The following is a 21,967-nucleotide window of genomic DNA, read 5'->3' on the forward strand; positions in this document are numbered from 1 at the left end:
TGCGCCGATTTAGTGCATCATGGTTCCAGGGCCGGCTGCAGCGCGGACGGCTATCTTCGGCAAAAGGAGGCTCTCATGGCGAATTTCGGAGATGGTTTCAAGAATATCTTCTTGGCCGGCATTGGAGCGATGGCCATTACCGGCGAGAAGACCAAGGAACTGGTGGATCAGCTCGTTGCGAAAGGCGAGCTGACGGTCGATCAGGGAAAAGAGATCAATAGCGAGCTCAAGCACAAGGCGGAGGACGCCTTCGGTACGGCACGCGAAAACGCGCTCGAGGCGTTCATGGCGACGCTCACGCCCGAGCAGCGTGCCGAATTCGCGGCGAAGGCGGCCGAGCTTGCCAAGAAGACGGATGTAGAACAGGCTGAGCAGGCCGAGGTGGGCGATGCGTCTCCCGTGGTCACAGGCGAAGGCGATGGCTCCTCCGCAGCGCCGACGAGCGCAGCCGATTCCCAGACGACTGGCGCATAGCGTTTAGCGCCGTACGCAGAGCAGGCATTCATGGGGGAGAACACGCTGCTCAAATACTTCTTCAGCTCCGGCGCGGATATCGATCCCGAGGATCGGTTCCACCTCAATCGCAGAACGAGGACGCGCCGGCTGAAGGAGATATACTCCATCCTTCAGAAACATCGCTTTCTCAAAGGCTTCACGCCCGAGGAGTTCCGCGCCATGCTGGAGGACTTGGGCCCGAGCTTCGTCAAGATCGGGCAGACGCTTTCGACGCGCTCCGAGATACTGCCGAAGGCGTACTGCGACGAGCTGGCGAAGCTTCAGATGGAATGCGATCCGCTTCCGTTCGACCAGATACTGGCCGCCATCGACGACATTTACGGCGATGCGCGCAACGAGCTGTTTTCGTACATCGATCCGACGCCGCTTGGCAGCGCTTCGCTTGCGCAAGTGCACAAGGCGCGCCTCGCGAGTGGCGAGACAGTGGCTGTGAAGATACAGCGCCCTGGCGTCAAGGCGACCATGGCGCAGGATATCGACATCATGCGCATGGTGGCGCGCCTCGCGTCGCGCTACATGAAGGACGAGCAGATGCTCGACATGCGCGATGTGGTGGAGGAGCTGTGGGCGACGTTTCTCGAGGAGACCGATTTCGCGCGCGAGGCGGCCAACCTGCAGGAGTTCGCCCAGAACAACGGACAGGTTGCCTTTATCGACTGCCCCAAGGTCTATCCGGAGCTGTGCAGCGAGTACGTGCTTGTCATGGAGTACATCGATGGCATTCCTATCGTCGCCGCCGATCGTCTGCGCGCCGCCGGCTACGATCTGGAGGAAATCGGCACGAAGATCCTCGACAACTACGCCACCCAGATTCTCGACCACGGGTTCTTCCATGCCGACCCGCACCCGGGGAATCTCCTGATCCGAAACGGCAAGATCGTCTACATCGATCTCGGCATCATGGGCAGGCTCTCCCCTCGCGACCGAGCGGGGTTCGGAAACATCATCCAGGCCGTTGGCATGGAGAACGCCAAAGAGCTCAAAGACGCGCTTATGTCTTTCGCTATCGCGCGCGACAACGGTGCGATCGACCACCCGCGGTTCTTAGCCGATCTGGATCTACTGCTCAAAGACTACGGGTCGTGCGACGTCGCCGACATTGATGTCGGCCAGTTTCTGAGCGATGTGCTCACGCTTACGCGTGCGAGCAAAGTCACGCTTCCTTCATCCATCACGAGCGTGTCGCGCGGCATTGTTACCCTCGAGGGCACCATCGCGCCCTTCATCCCCAACGAAAATGTCGTGTCCATCATCAACGCGCATATCCGTCACTCGAAAAGCTCCCAGGACAAGCTGGTTGAGGCGATGGAGGAGCTTGCGCTTGCACTGCGCTCGTCATCGAAAGGCGCGTTCGAGGCAGCCCAATATTCGGGCGAGTCGCTCAAGATGCTCTCCCGCGGTCAGTTGAAAATGAACATGGAAGTGATCGGTTCCGACGCTCCGTTGTCGCGCCTCGGGATGATCATGAACCGTTTGACAATGGGCATCATCATCGCCGGTCTGTTCATTGGCTCGAGCATGCTCTCGTTGTCGACCATGGAGCCGCGCCTGCTTGGCGTGCCTATCCTTGCGTTCTTCGGCTATCTGGGTGCCGCCGTGCTGTCCATATGGGTGGTTGTGGATATCTACCGACGGAAATAGCATCCGAGCTCGGTTCTGCTTAGTTCGGTATAACAGCAGGTCAGATATATGAAAATGCTTGTGATCGATCCGTCGCAACCAAAAGTTGCCGAAAATTCCAACTGAAAGCGGTCGCGGCTCGTTTCTCGCAACCGTAGTCTTTGGGGTAGGCTATGATGAACGGAACGAGAAAGGGCTCGCACCATGAACGTCGAGATCGCACAGCGCCTATCGGCGCGCCGCAAGCAAGCAGGGCTATCCCAGGAGGCGCTGGCCGAACGGTTGGGAGTGTCGCGGCAAGCCGTGTCAAAGTGGGAGCGCTCCGAATCGTCTCCCGACACAGACAATCTTATCGCGCTCGCGCAGCTGTATGGAGTGTCGCTTGACGACCTGTTGTATGTGGACGACGAGATGCGCGACGACATGGCGTTCGAGGCCGCGGACCGCGCTGCCGGCCGGGAGACCGAAGCGGGAGCTCCCGCTTCGGGCAACGCGACGTCCCCTCCCGCGTCGTCGGCCGCCGTGCCGGAAGCTTCCGACGGTGCGGAGGATGCAGCCACGATGGACGGCAAAGCGCAGAAGGTGCGCATCGGCTTGGGCGGCATCCACGTGCTCGATGGCGACGACTACGTGCACGTGTCATGGCGCGACGGCGTGCACGTGAAGGATTCGAAGAAGGGCGACGAGGTCCACGTCGGGTGGAACGGTATCCATGTGAAGGAGGGTGCCGGCGCGAGCGCAGACGGCGCTCGCGAGGAGGACGGTGCCGAGGGCGACGCGGATGGCAAGCCCGGCAGCCGGTGCACACTCGAGGACGACGAGGGCAGCCAGGTGGTCATCGACGGCGACGGCGTGGTGGTCAACGGCGAGCGCTTCGACAGCTGGCGCGACGCGCACGAGCGCTACGGTCACGGCCATATCCACGAGGAGCGCTGGAACGAGCCGTGCGGCTACACGGTGAACGGCGAGCGTTTCGACACGCTCGAAGAGGCGAGAGCGAAGTTCGGCCCCGAGGTGGGCGCATCCATTCCCGTGCGCAAGCATTACCTGCGTGCGTTCGAGAAGGAATGGGTGAAGTTCCCGTATCCGCTCGTGGTGATTGTCGTGTATCTCTTGCTGGGCATCCTGAACGGCGCATGGGCGATGGGGCTCTTCCTGTTCCTCACCATACCGTTGTACTACATGGTGGGCCATGCGATCGGTCGCAAGCGCATTGCGCCGCTCGTATCGGGAGCGTATCCCATCCTGGTGGTGGCCTGGTTCTGCTGGATGGCGTTCGTGGAGAACGCCCCGCACCCGGCTTGGGTGGCGTTCCTCACCATTCCGCTGGTTGAATGGCTCGTGCACAGCCTTTCGCGCTGGTGGCGCGACCGCAAGCGCGAGAAGGCGGCCGAGAAAGACGCTCCCATCGACGTCGAGGCGAAGTAGCGGTCGACTGCGTTCCGCTCCATGGCGTGCCTGGTGCAATGCGAGACAACTCTCACCAGTTCCCTTTCTGTGGGTGCGTTGCCAAAAAACAGGCCGGTTTGGCACGGTTTCCACCAGCGTCGGCGGGCTTTGGATGCTAAGTTTTTTCGTGACCTGGGGAAACAGCTGTCAGTTCTCTCGATGGCAGCTGCTGTCTCGGACTGTCGCAGGCGATTTGTGCCAAACCGGCCTGTTTTTTGGCAGTGGGTCCGATCGCGCTTTAGTCGGCTAAAGCATGCGGCCCTGCTTCGCTGACCCGATTTCGCGGACTTGCTTGCAGCAGAGGTCCTTTGTACCCGAGCATAAAGGAAGCGGTCGAGGGCCTACCGGATAGCAGGTTGGGCGCGCGGTGCTCGAATGGCGTACAATGGCCTGCATCGGGCGTGCGACTGGGGGGTGCGCGGTATGGTGAGTTCCTACATTGCCTGGTACCTGTTCCTGGCCGGGGCGGGCGGCGGCGCCTATGCTATCGGGGCGACGGTTGATCTTCTGCTTCGGTTCCGTAGTGGCTCATGGCTGAGCCGGGCAAGCGCCATCACCGATGCGGGTCTGCTTGCCGGTCCCGTGCTCGTGGCGATCAGTGCGGTGTTCCTGATGCTCGATCTGGGGTCGCCGCAGTTGGCCTTCCAGGTGTTTCTTGCACCCACAGGCAGCCTGCTATCGGCTGGTGCGTGGTCTATCGCGCTGTTCTGCCTGACGGCGGTGGCGGCGCTTTTTGCTGGTGCGGTGGACGGAGGCAAGGTGATCAGAACCGCCGAGGCTGCACTCAGCGTGATCTCCGCCCTGCTTTCGGCGTTCGTCATAGTGTACGCTGGCATATTTCTGTCTCTGTACCCGACAGTGCCGTTTTTGAACACGCCGCTCATCCCCGTGCTTTTCGTCGCTTCGGCGCTGGCTACGGGAGCCGCCGTTCTTATCACGATCGGATTCGTCCGCTCGGCGCGCGATGACGTGTCTGACGGGCTAGGCAGTTTGGTCAAACTCGACGCCGCGCTGGTGGCTGTGGAAGCGATCGTTCTCGCGCTTTTTATCGGATGCGCCTGGGAAGCGGGCGACGCACAGATCCGATCGGTCTTCGAGCTCGTTTCGGGTTCATGTTCGCTGTTCTTCTGGTTCGGTGTGGTGCTCGCTGGACTCGTCGTTCCGCTTTCGGTGGACATTATCGTCGCAGGTACGTCCTCGACTCCGATGCTTGCGATGGGGGCGGCATGCACTCTTGTGGGCGGACTCTGCCTTCGGTTCGCCCTTCTTTTCGCCGCGCAGAGACTCTGCCTCGTAGACATGAGCGCCCTCGTCTACTGGATGTAGTGTTCAGGCACTTCTGTCATTGCGATATGTGATACTATGACAATCACTATGATAAAGCAATCACTGGAAAAAAGAGAAGTTGCGGCCGACGCTATGGGAGCGTTCCAGGTGGACGAGAAGAGCGGCGTGCCCCTGTGGATTCAGATCCGCAAGCGGCTCGTGTTCCTCATCGCCTCCGGGAAGTACGAGCGTGGCGAGCGGCTGCCCTCGGTACGCGAACTGTCCGTGCGCCTGGGCGTGAATTACAACACTATCAACAAAGTGTATCAGGACCTCGAGCGTGACGGGTACATACTTACGAAGCGTGGACGTGGCACATACGTGTCGGATCTCAAGAGCGTGGAGCTCTCAGCGGTCGATGGGGACGTCGAGGCATTGGCGGCGGACTTCGTGCAGCAGGCGCTTGCTCGGGGTATGACGTCGGAGGACATTCACGATCTGGTGAGCGAGCAGATACTGCTGCTGGGAGCCGATGCTCGGACGTAGGACAGTCGAAGGACGAGGGGAGCTGCCGTGCGCAGCAAAACGAAGCGGGAGGGCCAGAAGCAGGTCGATCAGGCGGTCGCGCCCAAGAGCGTAGCCGCGTCGGCCGGGCGCAGGACATCGCGCAACAGCGTGTACGTGTTCGCTGCGGCCCTGTTTCTTATCGTTGCTGGGACCATGCTGGCGATAGGATGGAGTGTGCTCTCCTCGGGGTTGGTGATAGCCGCATTGGCTATCGGCGCCCTGGTTGCCTTCAGCGTCCGCATCGCGCCCCAGTGGGAACGCGTCGTCATCCTTCGCTTGGGCAGGTTTCACCGTGTCGCAGGCCCGGGGCCTTACTTCGTTATTCCGGTTATCGAACATGCGGCTTCGCATGTGGATCAGCGCATGGTCACCACGCCGTTTTCGGCTGAGGAGGCGCTGACGGCAGACCTCGTGCCGCTCGATATCGACTCCGTGTTGTTCTGGCTGGTGTGGAATCCCAAGGACGCCTGCGTGGAAGTGGAGGATTACGCATCCGCCGTATGGTGGGCCGCGCAAACGGCGCTGCGCGACGCCGTTGGGCGCATCAACCTGGCCGAGGTAGCCACACGGCGCGAGCAGCTGGACAACGAGATCAAGGAGATACTCGACGAAAAGACGCGATCATGGGGCATCACCGTGGTGTCCGTGGAGATTCGCGATATTGCCATCCCGAAGGATTTGCAGGATGCCTTGTCCAAAGAAGCTCAAGCTGAGCGCGAGCGCAACGCTCGTCTGCTGTTGGCCGAAATAGAGAAGGACATATCGGAGATGTTCGTGGATGCGGCGGCCGTATATGATCGAAACGACAAGGCGCTGCAGTTGCGTACGATGAATCTCATCTACGAGAGCGTGAAGGAGAAGGGCGGCCTTGTGATAGCTCCGAGTGCATTCGGCGAGGCGTTTAACAATATCGAGGGCTTTTTGAAGTAATGTATTGCCGCGGTTCAAGCACGCGGGCTGTGGCGCTTCGCACGCCGGCTGACGAATGGCCGAGCACATCGTTTCCCTCCCACGCAACAAGGGTTTGCGCGAATCGCGTGCTCATTCTTCATGCTCAAGTTAGAACAATCGAAGTGATTGACTGTTATACTACCATAGTGTACCTTGACAGTAGACACTAGTGCGGTGTCGGAGGGGCATCCGCATATCGTCGGATGCCGGACGAGTGCAAAGGGGGTAGCACTATGAGCGCAGACGGCACAACGATCACACGCAGAGGCTTCGTGGCAGGGGCGGGAGCTGCCGCGATAGGCGCAGGCCTGGCTGGAAGCATTGCAGGATGCGCGCCCAGCGGATCGAAGGAGGAAGAGCAGGCTTCGGGCATAGGCCAGATCGCCTACGACCCAGAAGCGGGCGACTGGATTCCCACAGTCTGCAACATGTGCTTCAATGCATGCAGCATCTTGGCTCATGTGATCGACGGCGTGGTGGTGGAGTTGAAGGGCAATCCCGATAGCCCCATCGGTCGAGGGCATATCTGCGCCAAAGGTGCTGCGGGCATCATGACGCTCTACGATCCCAACCGAATCACGAAGCCCATGAAGCGCACCAATCCTAAGAAGGGCTTCGACGAGGATCCGGGCTGGGAAGAGATCAGCTGGGACGATGCCTGGACCGAAATCGATGGAAAGTTTAAAGAGGCTGCGGCAGCGGATCCGAAGTCGATAGGCGGCAGTTCAATGGTCGCCAGCCTCAACGGCAGCACCTGGCGAGGCATGGCTATGGGATGCTCTTATGGGGCCTCCGAAGGGTTCCTCTCGGATATTTGCGGGGCGGGCATCCATGTGGTCGAGAACATGTTTACCGCGACTGGAAACGCCATGCCCGACTACCAGTATTGCCGCTATCTGATCCAGTTCGGCACCCAGGCGGGGACGGCGACGCGTCACGGCTTCAATATGACGGCAGAGCGCTTCGCCAAGCTGCGCTCGGAAGAGGGCCTGCGCTTGGTAAGCTTCGATCCGCACATGAGCGCCGGCGCCGAAAAGGCGGATCTATGGGTTCCCGTGCGTCCCGGCTCGGATGCCGCTGCAGCCTTGGCCATGGCAAACGTCTTGGTGGAAAAGGGCCTCATCGATCGCGACTATCTAATCGAGCGCACCAATGCTCCCGCATTGGTCGACCCTGCCACTCAGCGCATCCTGCGCGCCAAGGATACTAACAAGGCGCTATTCTGGGATGAGGCGGCCAACGCCGCAAAGCCTTACGACGAGTGTGAAAAGCCTGTTCTCGAAGGGGACTTCGAAGTGGACGGCGTGTCGTGCCGCACAGCCTTCAGCGTGTACGAAGAGCATATCAAGGATATGACGCCCGAATGGGCCGAGGAGATCACCACCGTTCCCGCCGCAACGCTGCGCCAGATAGCGGAGGAGTTCGGCAACGCTGCGAGAAGCGGCGACACGATCGAGCTCGATGGCAAGACGTTCCGTCACCGCCCCGCCGCCGTCGATATCTTCTCCGGCATCTCCCGTCACAAACATGCCATTTTAAGCACCTGGAGTTGCTTGATGCTTAACGTATTGGTTGGATCCTCTAACTCCGTCGGCGGCCACCTCGGCTACGCGCCGGCCAACCATGGTTGGAAAGAGGGCAACCCCACGGCGGGGTTCGCGCCGAGCATCTGGGCTGAAGATGGGTTCATCGAGGGCACGAGCTTCTATCCGGCAACGCGGTCTTCGTTCTATGATCATATTCGCAACAACGATTACACGCCGACGACCATGGGCTTGATGGAGCTCCAGCCCTTGTCCGAGGATGGCCATTTCGTCCATGTCTGTCAGAGCGATCCCGATCGCTATCACACGACGCCCATCAAGAACCTCTTCTGGTACGCATGCAACCCCATCAAATGGTGGGGCAACGCCGATGAACAGGCCGAGGTCTTCAAAAAGATGGACTTCGTCGTTGGCTGCGATATCTACCTCAACGATATGTCTCTGTTCACGGACATCATGCTGCCGGAGGCGTGCTATCTCGAGCGTTATGACGTGCTGCCTCAATGGTGGCTCAACCACCGTCAGCCGGGCGGCCTTGATGTGCCATGGGGTATCGAATTCTGGCAGCCCGTGGTTCCAGCCAAAGACGACGCTCCTGGTTACATGGATATTTTCGGCGAGATGTGCTATCGCGCCGGTGCTGAGTCCAATGCTGCGTTCATCGGCACGCTCAACGGGATGTATCGACTGAAAGAGGAGTATGCGCTGCCCTTGGACCAGAAACTCGACCCCGAGAAGCTCATCGACAGCATCTTCAAGTCCTACATTGATGAGGAACACGGCATCGATTGGTTCCGCGAGCACGGCGTGTACACCCGCGACCGCGCTGTTGACGAGGTCTATATTTGGGATTCGGAGACTCCGGGCCGTATACCGTTTTACTGGGACTTCATGTTGGAGGCCAAGGATAAAGTCGAGGCGAAGGTTGCCGAACTCGGCATTCCCTGGGAGACGGAGGACTACATCCCGCTTCCTGAATGGAGGCCAGGTGTGGATTTCTATGCCGACGACCCAGCTTACGACGTTTTTCCCGTGTACTACACCAACGCCTCGAACACCGACAGCTGGAGCGTCGAAAACGCGTGGCTCAATGAGGTGAACGAGGGCGACGGTGCCACCTACTGCATCGAGATGAATACCGCCACCGCTGCGGCCAAGGGCCTTGCGAGCGGCGACGAGGTGAGGCTCACCAGTACAGCTGGCTATCAGGTGGAGGGCAAGCTTGTGGTGACCGAGGGTATCCACCCCGAGTGCGTCTCGTCTGTTGTGGGCACCTGGGATTGCAAGTCCAAGTCCATGACTATCGCCCAAGGGAAGGGAGTCAATCTCGTGAGCTTGATTCCAGGAACGACGGCGGAGCGGCTTGACCATGTTTGTTCTGCGTTCGATCAGCTCATCCGTGCCAAAATCGAGAAGATCGCGTAAGGAGGGAGTGAATTATGGCTTATGGAATGCTCATTAACTTGAAGAAGTGCATCGGCTGCCATGCATGCGCCGTGGCGTGCAAGGAGGCGCACGGCACTCCTCCTGCGGTGACGCGCTCGCATGTGAAGCGCGAGTTCGAGGGGACGTATCCCAACGTGCGCAAAACGGCGGTTCCCATGCTTTGCAACCATTGCGAAACCACGCCGTGCATCGAGGCGTGTGCGGTGGAAGGCGCTACGTACAAGCGCGACGATGGCATTGTGGTCATCGATAAGGAGAAGTGCATCGGCTGCAAGGCTTGCGTCGCGGCCTGCCCCTACGGCTCGCGCTACTACATCGAGAGTGCGGACGGTTACTTCGGATCCGACCTCAACGAGTACGAGCAGGTGGTGTACCCCTCGATGCCCCAGGGCACTGTCGACAAGTGCACATTCTGTGTCGAGCGTATTGATGCCGGCAACGGTGAGCCGCAAGCGTGCGTGGCTGCTTGTCCGGCGGGGGCTCGCGTGTTCGGCGATTTGGACGAGCTACGCAAGCAGGCCGAAGCGGAAGATGGCTTTCAGCTGCTTCCTGACGAGGGTACGAACCCGTCGGTGTGGTACCTGCCGGCCAAGGTGAACGAGTAGACTTCCCCCTCCCGACGGCGGCCCGCCTCCCGGGCCGCCGTCATCTAGATTGTGCTTCGCTGCTCGTTCTGCGGTGGGGAAGCGAACCCGTTCGTTGAAGGAGGCGCGCCATGCTGTGCACATCTGTTGTGGAGCCGGGTTCGAAGGCGGCTGCATGCGTGCAGATGCAGGTTCGCAGGTTCGACGGAGGCACCGGTCGTTTCATTGACCGCTCCGACGCCGTTATTCAGGAAGCTTACCTGTCTGTGCAGGTGGACGGCGTTTTTCATCATGAGACGACGTGCTCGCCTTGGGATATAAAGGAACTGGTGGTGGGAGGTCTGTTCGCGGACGGCACGATCGACGGCGCCGAAGAGGTGCTCGGCGTTGCGGTTGACATTGATGCTGGCGTCGCTTCGGTGCGTCTCTCGCAAGGCTCGCTCGGCGCGCCCGATCGGGCCATAGCGGAGAAGCCTGCAGAACGGCAAGGGCGTGCATTGGCGATGACGGTAACGCCTGTTGAGGTCAACCGGCGCATCGAGCTGTTGGAGGATCGCTCACTGCTGTTCCGGCGCACGGGCGGCGTCCACAGCGCCGTGCTCACCGACGAGCGCGGCATCATCGCCTGGTTCGAGGACATCGGGCGGCATAGCGCCTTTGACAAATTGGCAGGATGGTGCCTGCTTAACCGGATGGATGTGGTGGATAAGGTGCTGCTGTTCTCCGGGCGCATTCCTCGGGAGATCGTGGTCAAAGCGGTGCGGCTCGGCTGCCCGGTCGTCGTGTCACCGGGCGCGCCGACCGACCTCTCCATAGCCCTCGCTGAGCGCGGCGGACTTACGCTCATCGGGTTCGGCAAAAACGGCTCGTTCAACGTATACTCCCATTCCGAGCGCATCGCTTTCTGAGCGGGGTAGGCTTCGAGCGATCCTCGCAGCTGCCCGGCCCGGCAAAGCGAGCCCGGTCGCAGTTCCGATGCGGCGGAGTGTAAACGACCCCGCACTCCTCGTGAAGTGCGGGGTCGTTTGTTCGATCATGTTGGACCGGCCGGCCCTGTGCTTACTTGGTAAAGCGGCTGTAGTCGTAGCCCTCACCTTGGCGAACGGTCTTCTTGCCGGCGTCGACGCTCTTCTGCTGCGCGCCGTTGCTCTTGCTGCGGGGGGCGCTGGAGCGCTGGGCGCCCTTTCTCTCGAGGCGCAGCTTAGCGCTTTCAGCGTTGCGGCTGCGACCGCCCTCGCGCTTGTCGTTCTCGAAGCGACGTCCCTCGGCGCGGCTGCCGCGGCCGGGTCGGTTGTCCTGCGAGCGCTTGTCCGTGCTCTTGCCGGCGGAAGCCGTATGCCCGGCGCGCGCAGAGTCGCTCCGCGGCCCCTTCCCGTACTTCGGCTTCGAGCCCTTGTAGCCGCCCTTGCCACCCTTTTTGGGCTTCTGCAGCACCGACGCGTCCAGCTTGTAGTTCTCCAGATCCATGAATGGTATGTCCTTGCCGATGAGCCGCTCGATGTCCTTGAGCGTGCGCGTCGACTCGCGCGTGACGAACGAAATGGCATAGCCCTGCTCGCCCGCACGGCCCGTACGGCCGATGCGGTGCACGTAGTCCTCGGGCATGTCGGGCAGATCGAAGTTGATCACGTGGTCGACTTCCGGCACGTCGATGCCGCGCGCCAGCACGTCGGTGGCCACGAGCACCGACGTCTTGCCGCGACGGAAGTTCTCGAGCGCACGACGGCGCTGTCCCTGCGACTTGTCGGAGTGGATGGACTCGGCCTTGTAGCCGGCACGGCACAAGGTCTCTGCGCATTCCTCGGTGCGGAACTTGGTGCGGGCGAAAACAATGATACGCTCCGAGCCCTTCTCTTCAAGTACGGCTTGCAGAAGCTCGGGCTTCTTGTGGTTCAAGACGGGCATCACGAACTGTTCGACCGTCTTGGCCGTTTCGCCCTTGTGCGCAATCTCCACCACGGCGGGGTCGCGCAGCAGCGAACCGAGGTTCTTCTCGATGGAGCGGTCGATGGTGGCGGAGAACAGCAGCGTCTGGCGGCATTCCGGCGTGGCGTTTACGATGGTGGTGACATCGGGAAGAAAGCCCATGTCAAGCATGCGGTCGGCCTCGTCCAGCACGAGCGTTTCCACGCTGCCCAGATCGATAACGCCGCGATCCATGAGGTCGTTCAAGCGTCCGGGCGTGGCGATGAGCACATCGGTGCCGCCGCGGATCTCCTTGATCTGCGGACCGTAGGGCGTACCGCCGAACACGGTGGTCACAAAGTGGCCGGTCTTGCGGGAGATCTGCATGGCCGTACGGGCGATCTGCTGGGCAAGCTCGCGGGTGGGGCTGACCACCAATACGCGCGGAGCGCGGTTGCGGCCGCGCACGCGAGGCAGCGTGCTCAGCGTGGGCAGCAAGAACGCAGCGGTCTTGCCGGTGCCGGTGCTGGCGGCGGCGATGAGGTCGCGGCCCTCCAAGACCAGGGGGATGGACTGCTCCTGCACGGGGGTGGGCTGGTCGTATCCCAGCTTCTCGACGGCAAGAAGCGCGTCTTTGGACAAGCCGAGGTCGGCGAATGCGGTCATATTCGTTTCCGTTTCTCTTCGACGGGCATCCGCCCTCTGCGGCATGCCTCGTGGTTGCACCCGCTCCTGCGGCGTGCTTGCGCTTGACTCGAGCCGCTTTCTGCCATCCGTAAGCGTCATAGGCGCGCATAAGAGAAACGAGAAAGAATTTCGCGTGAAGCGGTTATCCAGTATGAAGGTTGGCGGAGGCCGCGTCGCCTAGAACGCTCGAAAGGGCGCAGCTTGTGCGCGAAACTCCACAACTGCGGCGATGTTCGCGATGCGCATGGGCGGCCCATGCACATCGCGAACATCGTGCGAGTATTGCTCTCGTCCGGTTCTCGTTCGCCGTCCGGCCTGACCGCACGCATCGTGCATGGCGAATCGCTGAAGATGGGCGCCGTCGTCATCCGACGAGCGCGGCATCTGCCATAATGACCCCGACGACGAAACCATTGCCGGCTCGCCCCCCCTCACGGTGCGGCGGCCGCCGAATCACGAGGACAACATGGCAGACTACATAGAGGGCAAGCGCCCCATCATTGAAGCGCTGCGCACGCAGGTGCCCATCAAGTGCGTATTGCTGGCGGACAATGCAAAGCGCGATAGCCTGGTGGAGGACATCCTGCGCAAGGCGAAGCGCTTCGACGTGCCGGTAAAAACCGTGCCCCGCAAGCTGCTCGACGAGGTGTCGGATCGCGGTAGCCACCAAGGCGTTATGGCGGAGACGAAGCCCTACGTCTATGTGGACATTACCGAAATCGAGCGCGCGGCCGCATCCTACGCCGACGAGCACGGCGGTCGGGCGCTCGTCGTCATCCTCGATCACCTCACCGACGCCGGCAACCTGGGGGCCATCGCGCGCAGCGCCGAGTCCGTGGGCGCCTGCGGCCTGGTCATTCCCAATAAGCGCAGCGCGCGCGTGGAGGCTTCGACGTACAAGAGTTCTGCCGGCGCCATCGCGCACATGCCGGTCGCGCGCGTGCCGAACCTCATCCAGGTCATGGCGCGCCTCAAGGAGCGCGGCTTTTGGATAGCCGGGGCGAGCGAGCAGGCCGACGACATCATCTGGCAGGCGAACCTCAAAGGTAAAATCGCGCTCGTTATGGGCAACGAGGCCGAAGGCCTGTCCCGCGTGGTGAAGGAGAGCTGCGACTTTCTGGTGAAGCTGCCCCAGGAGGGCGAGGTGGCCTCGCTCAACGTCGCCCAGGCCTCCACGGCGTGCATGTACGAGTGGCTGCGGCAAAATTCGTAGGTTGAACTCGTGGCGAAGCAACGAAAAAAGCTGTTGATCGTAGACGGGTACAACGTGCTGCGCTCGGGCAGCCGCTATCGCGACATAGCAGGACCCGATTACACCGACGACTCGTTCAATACCGCCCGCGAGGCGCTCGTCAACGACGTGATCGGATACGCGGGGCGCGACTGGCGCGCCATCATTGTGTTCGACGGCGGCCGCAACGAATTCTCTACCGGCGAGGCCGAGAGCGTGGGCGGCGTGCGCATCATGTTCAGCCCGTCCGGCCAGTCGGCCGACAAGGTGATCGAGAAGCTCGCCCACGACGCACGTGAGCGCCAGGTGGAGACGCTCGTCGTCACGAGCGACGCCACCGTCCAGGACACCGTGTTCGGCGGCGGCGTCGATCGCATGAGCGCGGACGGGTTCTCGCACGAGGTGTCCATGCTCTACGAGGAGGCGCGTCTCGACGAGACGCCCAAGGTGGCCGAGAAGAACACCGTAGCCGCTCGCATCGACGCGGACACGCTCGCCAAGCTGAAGGCGCTGCGCGACGAGGCGTAGCCGGTCGGGCCACGAGCGGGTTGCGGTCCCGTGCCGGTTTCGTGAATTCCAGACACATCTGCAATAACTGTCGGGTTACGGTCAGCTTGTCCCGAACTGTCGGTTGTTCCACAACACCGTGTTGGTTATCATGCGGAAGGTGAGAGTCGCACAGTGTGACATGGCCGAGCTGGACGGAGCGTGCGAACGGGCGATGGATCGATTCATCCACTTCATCATAGCCAAGCGCAAAGCGGTGGTCGCCTTCTTTCTTCTCACCGCGGTAGGCTGCGCCGCTCTCATCCCCTTCGTTAAGGTCAACTACGACATGGCGGACTACCTTCCTCCCAGCGCGCAGTCTACCAAAGCGGTCGCCATCATGGAGGAGCAGTTCGCGCAGGACATGCCGAATGCGAACGTGCTCGTGCGGGATGTGGACGTGCCTCGCGCGCTCGCGCTGAAAGACAAGATTGCCGCAATGGAGGGCGTTGAATCCGTCCTGTGGCTCGATGACGCGGCCGATGTCGCCGTGCCGCTCCCCATGCTCGATACGAGCACGGTGGAAACCTACTACCGGAACGGCAATGCGCTATTCCAGGTCACGGTTGCCGAGGGGGCCGAGAGCGACGCCGTTCCCGCACTGCGCGCGCTCGTCGACGAGGAGGGCGCTGGCAACGCCGTTTCGGGCGATGCAGCCGATACCGCGCAGATGCGCGCGAGCATGATCGAGCAGGTGCTCGTTGCCGTGGCCATCCTCGTGCCCGTCATCGTGCTGCTCCTGGTGCTATCCACGTTGTCGTGGATCGAGCCGGTCCTGTTCATCGCAGCCATCGGCGTATCCATCCTCATCAACATGGGAACGAATATCGCGTTCGGCGAGGTGTCCTTCGTCACGTTCTCGGTGAGCCCCATCCTCCAGCTTGCAGTGTCGCTCGATTACGCCATTTTCCTCCTGCACGCGTTCGCAGCCGAGAGGGGCCGCACCTCCGATGTCGCGGAGGCGATGGCGCGCGCCATGCGCGCTTCCATGCCCACCATCGCGGCGAGCGCTACCACTACGCTGTTCGGCTTCGCAGCGCTCGCGTTCATGCAGTTCCAGATCGGCGCCGATCTGGGCATCAACTTGGTCAAGGGCATCGTGCTCAGCTTCGTCACGGTCATGGCCCTGCTGCCGGCGCTCACGCTTCTGCTCTACAGGATTATCGACAAGACGGCCCATCGGCCCTTGCTGCCGTCGTTTCGCAATGTGGATCGCGGACTGCGCAAAGTGCGCATTCCGGCTTTGCTCGTCGTGCTCGTACTGCTCGTACCCGCGTTCCTTGGACAATCGCACACAGTGTTCAGCTATCAGAACAGCGTTCCCGATCCGAGCCTGCGCGCCGGTGCCGACGTACAGGCGGTGAACGAGGTCTTCGGGAAGCAGAACGCGATCGCCGTGCTCGTGCCACGCGGTGATGTCGCGGCTGAAGCGGCTCTGTCGGACAACCTTGCGCAACTCGATCATGTGACCTCGGTCCTCTCGTACGTGTCGGTTGTGGGCGCTGCCGTGCCTGAAGGGTTCCTCGATCCGAGTGTGACCGAGCAGTTCTATTCGACGGACTTCGCGCGCATCATCGCCTATGTGGATACCGAGGTGGAGGGAGATACGGCCTTCAGCACCGTCGAGGCTGTCCAGCATGCTGCCGCCCAACACTACGACGAGTTCTACACGGCAGGGCAATCCGCGAACCTCTACGATATGAAGAACATCGTGGCCGTGGACAACGTGGTGGTGAGCCTCGTGGCCATCGTGGCCATCTTCTTCGTCGTGATGATCACATTCAAATCCCTTGCGCTGCCCTTCGTGCTGCTGCTTGCCATCGAGGCCGGCATCTGGATCAATCTGGCTATCCCGTATTTCACGGGAACCGAGGTGAACTTCATCGGATACCTCGTCATCAATACGGTGCAGCTGGGCGCCACGATCGATTACGGTATTCTGCTGACCACGCATTATCTCTCCCACCGCCGCGTTGCGCCCGCACGCGAGGCGGTGAAGCGCGCGCTTGGCGAGACGTTCCCATCGCTGCTTGTGTCGGCCGGCATATTGGCCACCGCGGGATTCGCGCTCGCCTTCTCTTCGTCGATCTCGGCCGTGTCCAGCTTGGGGCTGCTGCTCGGACGCGGGGCTTTATTGTCGCTCGCTCTGGTCACGTGCCTTCTGCCCGGGTTGCTTATCTACCTCGATCCCGTCATCCGCCGCACCACCTGGCATGCGAGCTTCTTTAAGCCGGATGCGGCGCCTACCCTGCCTTCGAGTGAAGGAGATGCCTCATGAAGAATCGTCGCTTTGCGTGCACCGCCCTCGTCGCGTGTTTGACCGCCGCTCTTTCGATCACGTGCATTCCTGGCGCGTTCGCGCTCGCGCGCGACGGCGTCGCCGAGGGAGCGAACGCCGCCTCCGACGCGAATGCTGTCTCGGAAGCGAGTGACGCCTCGGAATATGCTGCATCGTTCGAGAAGTCCGAGGTGGTGTACGCGAATCTGGCAACGGACGGCGCGCCGCAGGCGGTCTATATCGTCAACCGCTTCGACGTATCCTCGCCCGGCATGATCGTCGACTACGGGGACTATTCCTCGGTCCAGAACCTGACGGCTGAGGCCGAATTAGAGCGCACGGGCGAACGGACGGCGTTCGAAGCCGAGGAGGGCGCATTCGCCTACCAGGGCAACGCTGCCCAGACGACGCTTCCGTGGAATGTTTCGCTGAGCTACGAGCTTGACGGACGCTCCGTTCCGGCCGCAGAGTTGGCCGGTGCGTCGGGCGAGCTTTCTATCCATGCGTCCACGGCGCGCGCCGACGAGGCAGACCCCGCATTCTACGACAGCTTCATGCTGCAGATCACGTTCACGCTTCCGGACGAGTCGTGCTTTGACGTGGCCGCTGAAGGCGCGACGATCGCGCGCGCCGGCCAGAGTACGACGGTGGCGTTCACAGTCCTTCCCGGCCACGACGGGGACTTCGAATTGACGGCGCACGTCGACGGCTTCTCCATGGACGGGGTGCAGATCGTCGCGTTGCCGTACTCCTCGGTAATGGAGCTGCCCGACGCGGAGGGGATGGCGTCGGATATGGAGGGCCTTTCGGATGCGGTGAGCAGGCTGTCGGAGGGCACGGAATCGCTTGCGGCAGGCGTCGAGGAGCTTTCGGGCGGCGTTCGCGGCCTGTCGTCGGGCGCGGGCGAGATCGGCGCAGCGCTGACGGCGCTCGACGGGTCGTCGGCCGATATCGTGACGGCTTCGGGTGCGATCGGGGATGCTCTGGCCGATGCTGCGAACGGTCTTTCCAATGCGGATTTCTCGCAGCTCGACCAGCTGGGCATGCTGCCGGATGTGCTACGCGGGCTGGCCGACGGCTTGGACGCGCTGCAAGTGAGCGCGAGCAGTCTGAAGGGCGGCTACGATGCGGCGCTCGCGGCGCTAGATTCGGCCGTGTCGGCCATCCCCGGTGATGTGACCGAGGCCGAGCTTGCGAGCCTGCGAAGCGCCGCCTCGTCTGGCGGGACGGCCTCCGATGTCGCCACCGTGGACAAGCTCGCGGAGGCATACGCCGCGGCGCAGGCTGTCAAGGCTTCCTATGGCGATGGTGCGGCGTTCGCAGGCGCCGGGCAGCTGGTGGGTGCCCTGGCTGCCGACGCTTCGGTCGAGGGATCCCTGGCCCAGCAGGCCGCGCGCCTCCGCGCGCTCGCTTCCCAAATGGAAGGCTCCTTCGATCCGGCCCAGTTCGAACAGCTCGCTCAGCTGGCGGACGGCCTCGAACGGCTGTCGGGCGAGTACGGCGCGTTCCACGACGGCCTCGCCCGATACGCAGCGGGTCTTTCGACACTCTCGAGCGCGTATGCGCAGTTCCAGTCGGGTGCTTCATCGCTGGCCGGAGGCTCCGACCGGCTTGTGGGGGGAGCCTCCGAGGTGGCCGGCGGCATGGCGGAGCTGAACGAGGCCACAATCGACCTTCCTGAGACCATGCGCCGGCAGATCGAGGAGGCGATGGCCGACTACGATTTCCCGGAATTCGATCCGGTGTCGTTCGCATCGAGCGAGAACCCGAACGTGAGCGCCGTCCAATTCGTCATGGCCACGCCTCCCATCGAGGCGCCGGAGGCGGAGCCGGAAGAGGAGCCGGAGGCTGAGCTTTCGATCTGGGATCGCTTTATTGCGCTTTTTCAAGGATAATCAAGAGGGGGAATCGGTTCCACGATCCGTCTCGTTTATCTGGCGACATATTCAGCTCCACTCGTTTCTTCTACCTCCATTCCGCGAGGGATGCCGATGGCGGAGAAAAGCTCGTCGCGCAGATCGCAATGCGTATGCGTGAAGTGCGGGTCTTTGTAGCGCAATCGTTTGCCCAGGCGTTTCGCTACCTGATGCGCAAGCCGGTTGAAAGCGCCGCTGTTCATAAGTTGGTCTGAGGAAACGGTCATGACCGTGAACCCAAGCGTGATGAGCGTGTTGCGTCGTCGTGCATCGCTTTCACGTCGTTTGCGGATCCGAGTGATACAGCGCGCTATCGTATTCGAGGACCAAATTCTCATATGGCCAGCAGAGATCGCATGAGCAGTATGTTCGGTCGGCAAGTCTTCGTGAGCGGTTCGGTATGTCGACACGGTAGTTGAACATGGGATGCGGTAAACCGTAGCCGCCTATGCTATACGGTAAGCACAAGAGCATGGTAAGAATCGTTTTATCTTTCACTAATGCTCGCACGGGGAGCGAGCATCCAGCCGGGCGCCGGTTCCCTCCGAGAAGGCGCGGCTTTTCTTGAGCTGCGAGTACGCGCTGTGCTCGCCTCGTCGCTTCTTGTCATGCTTTGTGGTCGCGCAATAATTCTGGTCCGACGGTGCGCCAGTAGTCGAGTGCCGATTCATATCCTATAAGTATACTCATATGGTCACTATATCGCTATTTTCTTGAGCCGCACCCGTAAGGCTGGATGTGTAGTGACGCTGTCGGGTGTGCTTGCATAGTCTTCTTGGTTCGGCGGCGATTTGGGGCCCCTTTAGGCTCCGGCATCTACTTTCCAGCTGAGGTTGGCTGGACAATGCAGAGCGGCACGAAAACGGATGCGTCATTTCGTGGCACAGATTCGAAGGTATGCAAATTCTTCTAAGCTCATTGACAAGAGGAAAAGGAGGGTGGGCGGCAAAACACTAGGTCAGAATTTCAGGAGTTGTGAAAAACTGAAGTTAACGTTAGATGAGTTTTGCATAAGCCCATATTTGTGCCGCGTTCTTCTCCATCCGCTGGTAAGCCACCATTGATTTGACGCAGGATGTCGTGACGCGCTGTTCTACGCCATGCCAATCTTGGTATGACGGCAGGCTTCCTCATCGACATGAATTGTTCGTGGCGGCCGGGATTGTATTAGGCGCGTTCTTCGATGCCGTGCTGGATGATGCGCAGCAGCAGATCCGACATCTCGTCGGGCGACTGCGGCGTGCCTTTCTCCAGCCAGTGCGACAGCATGCCGAGCGCTCCCGACACGGCAAACAGGTACATATACTCCAAGCTGTCGGGAGTGCTCACGCCCTGCCTATCCGAAGGCTGAAGGTCGACGAGGTGCGCCAGCTCCATGATCTGCCGCTGGAATCCGCCGTCGCTCTCCTCGAGGAGCATGAGGAACACCTCGGCGTTGTCTTGCGCGTACTCGAGCACTTTGACCACGCTCGCCGTACGCGGCTTGTCGTCGGCCAGAAGATGCGCTTTCAGATCGGCAAGCGCATCGTTCTCGATACTCTGAAGCAGGTCATGAGGGTTGCGGAAGTGGGCGTAGAAGGTGCTTCGGTTCACGTCGGCTCGCTCGCAGAGCTCCTTGACGGAGATCTTGGAGACGGGACGCTCCTGCACGAGCCGAACGAGCGCTTGGGTGAGTGCGCGCTTTGTGTACCGCACGCGACGATCGACCTTCTCTGCGGCCACAACACACCTCCTAATCGTCCTCGCCGTACATGCAGCAGCGCGCTTTGCCGCTGTGTTTGGCGCGATAGAGCGCACGGTCGCTGCGTTTGACCAGTTCGTCAATGGGAAGGCGGGGGTCATCCGTCGTCGCGATGCCCGCGCTGCCGGAAAGCGCGACGGTGATCTCGCTGTGCGCGGATTCCAGCTGCAGCCGTTCGAGCGCTTCCTCAACCCGCTCGCGGGCATGCTCGGCTGCCGGCCCGGCCAGCACCACGGCGAACTCGTCGCCGCCCCAGCGAATGACCTGGCCGTCGTCGAATGCATCTTTCAGCAAGTCGGCTGCGAACATCAGGGTGCGATCTCCCGCGTCGTGACCGTAACGGTCGTTAACCTCTTTGAACCCGTCGAGGTCGATCGTCGCGACCGCCAGCGGCGTGCGCTGCATGCCCGCCATGTCGCGCCCTGCGAACTGTTCATGGAAGAAGCGCCGATTGAACAGGCCTGTCATGTAGTCGGTTCGAGCGGCTTCGAGCACGCGTCGTTCCAGTTTCCGCTCGAGGGTGGTCTCGCGCGCGATGCGCATCTTTCCGGTCTTGTTGCCGAACACGTCCACAATGGGCGATTCGGCAGAAACGAATGTGCGCACCTTGCCGCCGATGCGCGCGGCGAATTCGCTCGTGCCGGGTCGTGCGATGTTGGAAGGATCCTCGCGCGCGACCAGTTCGACCGGCCAGGATTCCACGCGTTTTCCCACGACGAGTTCGGGGCGGATGCCGAACTGCTCCTCGGTGGCGCGGTTCACATTGAGGACGATGCCGTCGGCATCCTCGATGGTCACGGCAAAGGGGATGGCGTTCAGCACGATGTCTAGCTCGTTGGCGATGTTGCCCAAAGCTGTGACGTCGTGGGCTATGCCCACGGTGCCCATGACGGTGCCATCCTCGTCGAAAAGGGGGGTCTTGTACGTTTTGAACTGGCGCATGCCCCGGGGCGTTTTCACCTGCTCGTCGAACAAGCACGTGCGCCCGGCGCGCATCGTCTCTTCCTCCGACTCCAGGCACACGTACTCTCCGGTAGCGTATTCTTCTGGGCTGATATCCCAAATGTAGTAGTGGCCACGACCTTCGACCTGCTGCTTCGTCTTGTCGACGACGGAGCAGAAGGCGTCGTTCACCTTGAGATGCGATCCTGCGGCGTCTTTGAACCACACGAGATCGGGGATGGAGTCGATGGCGGTATCAAGGTAGGTGCGCGCGAGGTTCAGATCCGCGGCGGTTTCGGCGGCTTGCTGCAAGCGTCCGAATTCAAAGGCCAAGCGGGCCTCGTCGAGGGGGGTTGTCCATAGTGCGTCGATGAAGGTGAAGTCTTCGGACGTCCACGCGGCCGCATCAGAGGCGTCTGCGATGACGGCGACGGTCCCGAACCGATCCATACGCTCGGCACGTCGCCGCTCTTGAAGTGCGCTGAGATCTGCGGCTGGGCGGAAGGCCTGCGGGGCATTTTCCGCCTCATGGGGCGCAAGCGAGCGTGCATCGACAACGGCGATGGAGCAGGAGCAGAATGCGGCGGCATCCAGCGCGTCGCGACGGAACACCTCGTGCTCGAATCGGTCGAGGGGCTTGATGCGCGCTATCGCTTCTGCGGTTTGGTCGTCGCAGCCGAACAGGCAGATACGCAGCGTTTTGCGATACACGATACCCCCCCCCTTCTATTTGAGCGGTTTGCCCATTGTATCGCACGATCGCTCTCGAAGGGGCCCG

Annotated in this window: 17 protein-coding genes; 13 read left to right on the forward strand and 4 right to left on the reverse strand. The window is 61.5% G+C overall.

The window, feature by feature from the left end; translation table 11 throughout:
* The first annotated feature begins 75 nt into the window (after window positions 1-75).
* The 9 genes from C2L71_RS01760 to fdhD all read left to right on the forward strand — a co-directional run bounded on the left by C2L71_RS01760 (window position 76) and on the right by fdhD (window position 10,851).
* A complete protein-coding gene (locus C2L71_RS01760) occupies window positions 76-474 on the forward strand; it encodes a phasin family protein (RefSeq protein WP_103264055.1) in 399 nt (132 codons plus the stop codon).
* A 30-nt stretch (window positions 475-504) separates the two neighbouring features.
* Window positions 505-2,157 (forward strand): ABC1 kinase family protein, encoded by a 1,653-nt coding sequence (locus tag C2L71_RS01765; protein ID WP_103264056.1) that lies wholly within the window; start codon window positions 505-507, stop codon window positions 2,155-2,157.
* Between the two features lie 183 nt (window positions 2,158-2,340).
* Window positions 2,341-3,564, forward strand: coding sequence for a helix-turn-helix domain-containing protein (locus tag C2L71_RS01770; RefSeq protein WP_103264057.1), 1,224 nt, complete (start codon window positions 2,341-2,343; stop codon window positions 3,562-3,564).
* Between the two features lie 396 nt (window positions 3,565-3,960).
* Entirely contained in the window at window positions 3,961-4,911 is a 951-nt protein-coding gene (gene nrfD / locus C2L71_RS01775) for an NrfD/PsrC family molybdoenzyme membrane anchor subunit (protein ID WP_239926217.1), read from the forward strand.
* Between the two features lie 48 nt (window positions 4,912-4,959).
* The gene (locus tag C2L71_RS01780) at window positions 4,960-5,397 is read left to right on the forward strand and encodes a GntR family transcriptional regulator (RefSeq protein WP_239926218.1); all 438 of its coding nucleotides are present in this window, start codon (window positions 4,960-4,962) and stop codon (window positions 5,395-5,397) included.
* A 27-nt stretch (window positions 5,398-5,424) separates the two neighbouring features.
* The gene (locus tag C2L71_RS01785; RefSeq protein WP_103264059.1) at window positions 5,425-6,348 is read left to right on the forward strand and encodes a slipin family protein; all 924 of its coding nucleotides are present in this window, start codon (window positions 5,425-5,427) and stop codon (window positions 6,346-6,348) included.
* Between the two features lie 254 nt (window positions 6,349-6,602).
* Window positions 6,603-9,338, forward strand: a complete 2,736-nt coding sequence (locus C2L71_RS01790) for a molybdopterin-dependent oxidoreductase (RefSeq protein ID WP_103264060.1) — start codon at window positions 6,603-6,605, stop codon at window positions 9,336-9,338.
* 14 nt (window positions 9,339-9,352) lie between these two features.
* Entirely contained in the window at window positions 9,353-9,964 is a 612-nt protein-coding gene (locus C2L71_RS01795) for a 4Fe-4S dicluster domain-containing protein (protein ID WP_103264061.1), read from the forward strand.
* A 110-nt stretch (window positions 9,965-10,074) separates the two neighbouring features.
* Window positions 10,075-10,851, forward strand: coding sequence for a formate dehydrogenase accessory sulfurtransferase FdhD (fdhD, locus tag C2L71_RS01800; protein WP_103264062.1), 777 nt, complete (start codon window positions 10,075-10,077; stop codon window positions 10,849-10,851).
* Between the two features lie 151 nt (window positions 10,852-11,002).
* Here the strand turns inward: fdhD and C2L71_RS01805 are convergent, their stop codons facing one another.
* Entirely contained in the window at window positions 11,003-12,514 is a 1,512-nt protein-coding gene (locus tag C2L71_RS01805; protein WP_103264063.1) for a DEAD/DEAH box helicase, read from the reverse strand.
* A 487-nt stretch (window positions 12,515-13,001) separates the two neighbouring features.
* Here C2L71_RS01805 and rlmB point away from each other — a divergent pair, with 487 nt between their 5' ends.
* From rlmB to C2L71_RS01830, 4 genes are all read left to right on the forward strand, one after another.
* The gene (gene rlmB, locus C2L71_RS01815; protein WP_103264065.1) at window positions 13,002-13,748 is read left to right on the forward strand and encodes a 23S rRNA (guanosine(2251)-2'-O)-methyltransferase RlmB; all 747 of its coding nucleotides are present in this window, start codon (window positions 13,002-13,004) and stop codon (window positions 13,746-13,748) included.
* A 9-nt stretch (window positions 13,749-13,757) separates the two neighbouring features.
* Window positions 13,758-14,294: an NYN domain-containing protein gene (locus tag C2L71_RS01820; RefSeq protein WP_103264066.1), complete on the forward strand. Its 537-nt coding sequence runs from the start codon at window positions 13,758-13,760 to the stop codon at window positions 14,292-14,294.
* A gap of 160 nt (window positions 14,295-14,454) precedes the next feature.
* Window positions 14,455-16,590 carry an efflux RND transporter permease subunit gene (locus tag C2L71_RS01825; protein ID WP_239926220.1) on the forward strand — a complete coding sequence of 712 codons (2,136 nt, stop codon included), beginning with the start codon at window positions 14,455-14,457 and terminating at the stop codon, window positions 16,588-16,590.
* Window positions 16,587-18,485: a hypothetical protein gene (locus C2L71_RS01830; RefSeq protein WP_103264067.1), complete on the forward strand. Its 1,899-nt coding sequence runs from the start codon at window positions 16,587-16,589 to the stop codon at window positions 18,483-18,485. Before C2L71_RS01825 ends, C2L71_RS01830 begins: the two co-directional genes overlap by 4 nt.
* 35 nt (window positions 18,486-18,520) lie before the next feature.
* On the opposite strand, the gene C2L71_RS12105 is transcribed toward C2L71_RS01830, so the two are convergent.
* From C2L71_RS12105 to C2L71_RS01845, 3 genes are all read right to left on the reverse strand, one after another.
* On the reverse strand, window positions 18,521-18,733 hold the full coding sequence (locus tag C2L71_RS12105; RefSeq protein WP_103264068.1) for a hypothetical protein: 213 nt from the start codon (window positions 18,731-18,733) through the stop codon (window positions 18,521-18,523).
* A gap of 940 nt (window positions 18,734-19,673) precedes the next feature.
* On the reverse strand, window positions 19,674-20,228 hold the full coding sequence (locus tag C2L71_RS01840) for a TetR/AcrR family transcriptional regulator (protein WP_103264069.1): 555 nt from the start codon (window positions 20,226-20,228) through the stop codon (window positions 19,674-19,676).
* A gap of 10 nt (window positions 20,229-20,238) precedes the next feature.
* Window positions 20,239-21,900: a sensor domain-containing diguanylate cyclase gene (locus C2L71_RS01845; protein WP_103264070.1), complete on the reverse strand. Its 1,662-nt coding sequence runs from the start codon at window positions 21,898-21,900 to the stop codon at window positions 20,239-20,241.
* Window positions 21,901-21,967 lie beyond the last annotated feature (67 nt).

The organism is Enteroscipio rubneri (assembly GCF_002899715.1).
Classification (GTDB): Bacteria; Actinomycetota; Coriobacteriia; order Coriobacteriales; family Eggerthellaceae; genus Enteroscipio; species Enteroscipio rubneri.

What these genes read in the sequence shown, in the direction of transcription:
- C2L71_RS12105 (WP_103264068.1), bottom strand. Translation starts at nt 18,733, where the DNA reads ATGACCGTTTCCTCAGACCAACTTATGAACAGCGGCGCTTTCAACCGG.
- C2L71_RS01830 (WP_103264067.1), top strand. Translation starts at nt 16,587, where the DNA reads ATGAAGAATCGTCGCTTTGCGTGCACCGCCCTCGTCGCGTGTTTGACC.
- C2L71_RS01805 (WP_103264063.1), bottom strand. Translation starts at nt 12,514, where the DNA reads ATGACCGCATTCGCCGACCTCGGCTTGTCCAAAGACGCGCTTCTTGCC.
- C2L71_RS01790 (WP_103264060.1), top strand. Translation starts at nt 6,603, where the DNA reads ATGAGCGCAGACGGCACAACGATCACACGCAGAGGCTTCGTGGCAGGG.
- C2L71_RS01795 (WP_103264061.1), top strand. Translation starts at nt 9,353, where the DNA reads ATGGCTTATGGAATGCTCATTAACTTGAAGAAGTGCATCGGCTGCCAT.
- rlmB (WP_103264065.1), top strand. Translation starts at nt 13,002, where the DNA reads ATGGCAGACTACATAGAGGGCAAGCGCCCCATCATTGAAGCGCTGCGC.
- C2L71_RS01770 (WP_103264057.1), top strand. Translation starts at nt 2,341, where the DNA reads ATGAACGTCGAGATCGCACAGCGCCTATCGGCGCGCCGCAAGCAAGCA.
- C2L71_RS01765 (WP_103264056.1), top strand. Translation starts at nt 505, where the DNA reads ATGGGGGAGAACACGCTGCTCAAATACTTCTTCAGCTCCGGCGCGGAT.
- fdhD (WP_103264062.1), top strand. Translation starts at nt 10,075, where the DNA reads ATGCTGTGCACATCTGTTGTGGAGCCGGGTTCGAAGGCGGCTGCATGC.
- nrfD (WP_239926217.1), top strand. Translation starts at nt 3,961, where the DNA reads ATGGCGTACAATGGCCTGCATCGGGCGTGCGACTGGGGGGTGCGCGGT.
- C2L71_RS01825 (WP_239926220.1), top strand. Translation starts at nt 14,455, where the DNA reads ATGGCCGAGCTGGACGGAGCGTGCGAACGGGCGATGGATCGATTCATC.
- C2L71_RS01780 (WP_239926218.1), top strand. Translation starts at nt 4,960, where the DNA reads ATGATAAAGCAATCACTGGAAAAAAGAGAAGTTGCGGCCGACGCTATG.
- C2L71_RS01760 (WP_103264055.1), top strand. Translation starts at nt 76, where the DNA reads ATGGCGAATTTCGGAGATGGTTTCAAGAATATCTTCTTGGCCGGCATT.